The sequence below is a fragment of the Pedobacter sp. HMWF019 genome, from assembly GCF_003061025.1.
Lineage (GTDB): Bacteria > Bacteroidota > Bacteroidia > Sphingobacteriales > Sphingobacteriaceae > Pedobacter.
This window is the reverse complement of sequence record NZ_QAIL01000622.1, coordinates 1-4,626: the sequence shown is the minus strand read 5'-3', so window position 1 is coordinate 4,626 and position 4,626 is coordinate 1. Positions and strand designations below refer to the sequence as shown.

Sequence of the window (4,626 nt, the reverse complement as noted above, 5' to 3'; positions counted from 1 at the left end):
GTATAAACCGGTAGTCAAAAGCAATACTGCAATAAAAAGTTGTTTAATGTTTAAGTGTTTCATTATAATATGTTATTTATGTTTTGCTGTTTTTAACCAGCCAACGGAATTTGGGACAAAAAAATAGACAGGCGATAAATTTATCGCAACAAATAAAGCATCAGTTGACACAAAAGCCATGTATCCTTTATCAAAGGCTACTATCTTTTTTACCATTTTTTGTTGTGAGTTAAACCCACAGCAAACAGTTAAACAAGGAAATGAAATACGAAATCGTAAGTCTCATCCTAGCTTCAATCCCCGAAAGCTATGAAATCATAATGCTAAAGGCAGGTCTCCTGACTTACGCCTGATTTTCAGCCTTCCCATCACACCGGATGTGTAAAAGTGGCCAGATTTGAAAATCATTTAAGCGCTTACAGTTGCGGGACAGTTACGGATTTCCACCATATTCCCTTTTAATACCAGGTATTAGCCCAGTAACCAAAAGCGCCGCGAAGATAAGCATTAACCATTAGAAAATTAAAAACATTGACTACTAACTGCCAGAAGTTCCACTACTACTTTTTGTATCATCATTTTTAATGCTCCGCTGGCTCTTTTTAATGGCATCCTTTAACTGACCAAAACGCCAGTTTAAGCTAAGGATAAAAGAACGGTTATAGTTTTGCGACCGGTAATATTGGTTAAAATCAGTTCCCTCAATAGAACGGGTATAATAGCGAAATTTGGAAAAAGGATTATTGATACCCGCAGAAATGGTCAGTTTATCTTTAATGATCTCCTTACTTCCGCTAAAGGAAACAAAGGTATAAGCACTGGATTTTCCCTGCAAAAGAATTTCGGGTGCATTATAATTAAAACTGGCATTGGCTTTCCAGGCCTTTTTAAATTTATAACCCGTATTTAAATAACCATATCCAGATAGACCACTGTTTTTCTGAATCACTCCTTCTATTGAACCTTCCAGCCAGGTATATCCTATATTACCATTTACACTCAGGTTCCACTCCTCAGTAAGCGGGTAATTGATATTCAAGTTAGACGTCAACGCTTTATCTTTCCCAATATTTAAATAGGTAGATTGAGTAATCCCAGTTGTACTATTATATACCGAAACATTCTGAATGGTATTATTGGCAAAATGGTAACTCATTCCCAGGTTCACAGATCCTTTTTTGAATCTGCTATAGGTCAGTTCAAAATTATTGCTCAATACAGCTTTAAGATCAGGATTTCCTGTCGACTCTATACTTGGTATCGATCTGTCTACAAAAGGATTCAACGTCTCAATGTCCGGCCTTTGTATCCGTTGCGTAAAGCCCAAACTTAAACTAGTGCTGTTCTTAAATTTACGGTTTAAAGAAAGCGTCGGTATGATGTTGAAGTAATCTGTATTCACATTTGAAGAACTGCTTATAAAATCTGCTTTCACAAGCGTTCCCTCAATTCTCGCACCCCCCTTAAAGGACCATTCATCCAAGTTATAGACATAAGAATTATAGGCACCTATAACAGCCTGCCTGTTGCTAAACTTATTTGTCCGGCCAGGATCTGTGATATACGATCCACTTGCATCGTCATAGCTCCTATATTCAAAATTGCTATCGCTATTTCTTAAAATACCTTTTACACCACCCTCAATACTTATTTTTTTTAAAGGATGTACATAATCGAGCTGGACAGTCTGTTCCCTGGAACGGCCATCATTATTCTGAATATAGTTTGGATCGCTGTAATTAACGCGGTTGCTAAAACTCAAGTCATTTATCTGCGGATTAGCGTTATAACTGTATTTATAAGAGAAAGTGAGTAGCCGGTCCTTATTGCCCCTAAAACCATGTTGAAAGTTCAAAGAAGCATCAAAACCATTCCACCCATATCTGCTATTGGTCAGCATGTCATATCGCATAGGTGCATTTCCTCCCGACATTTCCGTCCGTTGATTGAGCGTAGATTTATTATAACCTCCATAAGGATTCAACTCTGAATTCAACAAATTAAGGCTATCCAATTCATAGCTCAATTCAACACCACCATAACGATAATTATTATTAAATTTTCTGGTACCATCTGTTAACAGCGAAGTAGGATTCTCTCCTGTGGTTACCCTGCTATTTGATCTCTGTGTTTCGGGCGAGGTATTAAATCCTGTTCCACCATAGGCTGTAACCCCAAACCTACCTTCTTTCAAGGTAATAAAACCACCACCACCCGGACCACCAACCGGTGTCTGATAACGCAAATTCAAACTTCCGTTATAGCCATTATCAATCTTTTTATTGGTAATAATATTAATAATACCAGCCAAACCCTCACTGTCGTATTTAGCGGGAGGCGTTGTAATGACTTCAATTTTCTGAACCGAAGAGGCTGGCATACTCCTCAATACATCCTTAGGATTTCTCGTCACCATACCGGAGGGCTTTCCGTTAATTAAGATCTTATAATTCCCACTACCTTTCAATTTAATATTATCATCTGCATCTAATGACAACATAGGTACTTTACGCATCATATCTAAGACCGTAAGCCCTTTACTTTCCGGATCAGCCTGTATATCATAACTGATCCGATCGGCTTCCTGTTTAATAACCGGCCGGCTCCCCTGAACAGATACCTCCTTTAAATTGGTAGTTAATGGAACCATCAGCAAACTTCCCAAATCCACCAGAGGCCGGGCAGCAGTAATTTCCACTGTAAGTTGCTTCGAATTATATCCTATTGCTGCAACAACGAGCTGATACTTTCCAGGTTTTACCCGATCAAATTTAAAATGGCCATCCACTGCTGTAACTGCTGAGTGAGATACGGCATTGTCTTTTTTAACAGCCACCGTCATAAAGTCTAAAGACTTACCTGAAATTGTATCTACTACAATACCTTTAATCGTACCTTCTTTATGCTGGGCGAATGCAGGCACAACAAATAGCTTAAATAAGAGAGGAATAATAAAGAGTCGTTTACTTAATAATATCATGGGTCGATCTGAGAATTACCTGGTGGTTATTCCAGCTATAAGACACAGATCATATACAATTGTTGCATGCCGACAGAAAAAACGGCATACAATAATATAATTTAACTAGCTCCCTGTTTCCAGAACAACAATCCTGTCTGGTTCTCCGTCTCCAGCACCAGCCGAAATCGTTACCTTCGCATTTTTTAAGACAACCTTAACTGCAGAATGATCCTTCAGTAGATACGCTTTTTTAATTTTTCTGAAAGGAAAATCCGGCAATTCAACCATCTGCACCTCTGCAGATAGAATATGTACATATACTTTATTGCCTTTTTGAGTCAGGCTACCCCAGGACGATGGCTTAAGATACCCAGCGGTTGTTCCATATATACTTTCTCCATTTGTTTTCAGCCAATCTCCCATGAACTGTAAACGCTCCTTAAATTCAGGTTGAATATCTCCATTCGGCATTGGACCAATATTTAGTAAAAGATTAGCCCCCAGAGCGGCAGCACGGACCAGATAATCCACCAGCTGTTTTGGTGTTTTATAAGTAGTATCACTTAAATTGAAACCCCATGAACCATTAATCGTCTCACATGCCTCCAGCGGCAAATGGGATGCTTCCTGAAAACTCAGTCCGGATTTATTCTCTCCAGGAAGATCTCTTTCAAACATCTGAAAATCTTCCCCCGGAAAAGGACTCAGGTGGTGATTATTCCCGATCATACATTGAGGCTGCAGTTTATGGATCAGTCCATAAATTTCATCATACTTCCAGTCAATCCTGGACGAACGATCTTTTTCTCCCTCAGGTGCAGTCTGGTCCCAATGGCCATCAAACCATATCCCGGAAATCTCCCCATAATTGGTCAGCAGCTCAGTCAGCTGGTTCTTCATGAACTGCAGATAGCTTGCATAATTTCCTTTACCTGTCCGACCGCTAAACTGTCCCGTTCTTCCGGTTTCATGTGGATAGTCTTCCCTTCTCCAGTCTAGTAAAGAATAATACAGGAATAACTTCATACCTTGTTTATGGCATTCCTCCGCTATCATTTTTACAATATCTTTTTTATAAGGCGTATTCATGATGTTAAAGTCAGAGTATTTAGTATCCCACATACTAAAACCATCATGATGCCTTGTAATAAGCGTAATATACTTCATGCCGGAATTCTTAGCCAAAGCCACCCATTCCTGTGCATTAAAGTCAATAGGATTGAAAAACTGCTCCAGACGCGAATAATTTTTAACGGTGATCTTACGCTCATTCATGACCCATTCCCCGCTACCAGGAATGCTAAAAGGTCCCCAATGGATAAATAGTCCAAACCTGGCATCTGTAAACCACTTTCTGGCTTCCAGATTCACAGCACTTGGCGTATAGGAAGATTGGGCAGAGAGGTGATGGCCCATAAAAATCAAGGCAATAAACAGTATTTTCCTCATTAGAATAAAAATTGGTTAGGTTGACAATCAGCAGCGATTTAATAGCAAGCACAATGTCTAAATCTAAAGAAAAACAGAATGATCTCCTAACACCTTTAATGGAATTCTTGTAATCGTCTCCAACAAGCTTTCCCAAAAAGCTTATAAACAAGAAAAGCCTGTAGTGTTAACTACAGGCTTTCTTTAAGATTTGGCACCGACCTACTCTCCCACGT

Annotated in this window: 2 protein-coding genes and 1 riboswitch; both genes read right to left on the bottom strand. The window is 39.2% G+C overall.

Annotated elements, in window-relative coordinates; all coding sequences use genetic code 11:
• Positions 1 to 310: 310 nt before the first annotated feature.
• Positions 311 to 503: riboswitch (cobalamin riboswitch) on the bottom strand.
• Between the two features lie 35 nt (positions 504 to 538).
• Complete coding sequence (locus DBR11_RS29285; RefSeq protein ID WP_158275416.1) at positions 539 to 2,923, bottom strand: outer membrane beta-barrel family protein; 2,385 nt, start codon at positions 2,921 to 2,923, stop codon at positions 539 to 541.
• Positions 2,924 to 3,085: 162 nt separating this feature from the next.
• The gene (locus DBR11_RS29280; RefSeq protein ID WP_108556052.1) at positions 3,086 to 4,411 is read right to left on the bottom strand and encodes an alpha-L-fucosidase; all 1,326 of its coding nucleotides are present in this window, start codon (positions 4,409 to 4,411) and stop codon (positions 3,086 to 3,088) included.
• Between the last annotated feature and the right edge of the window lie 215 nt (positions 4,412 to 4,626).

What these genes read in the sequence shown, in the direction of transcription:
- DBR11_RS29280 (WP_108556052.1), bottom strand. Translation starts at nt 4,411, where the DNA reads ATGAGGAAAATACTGTTTATTGCCTTGATTTTTATGGGCCATCACCTC.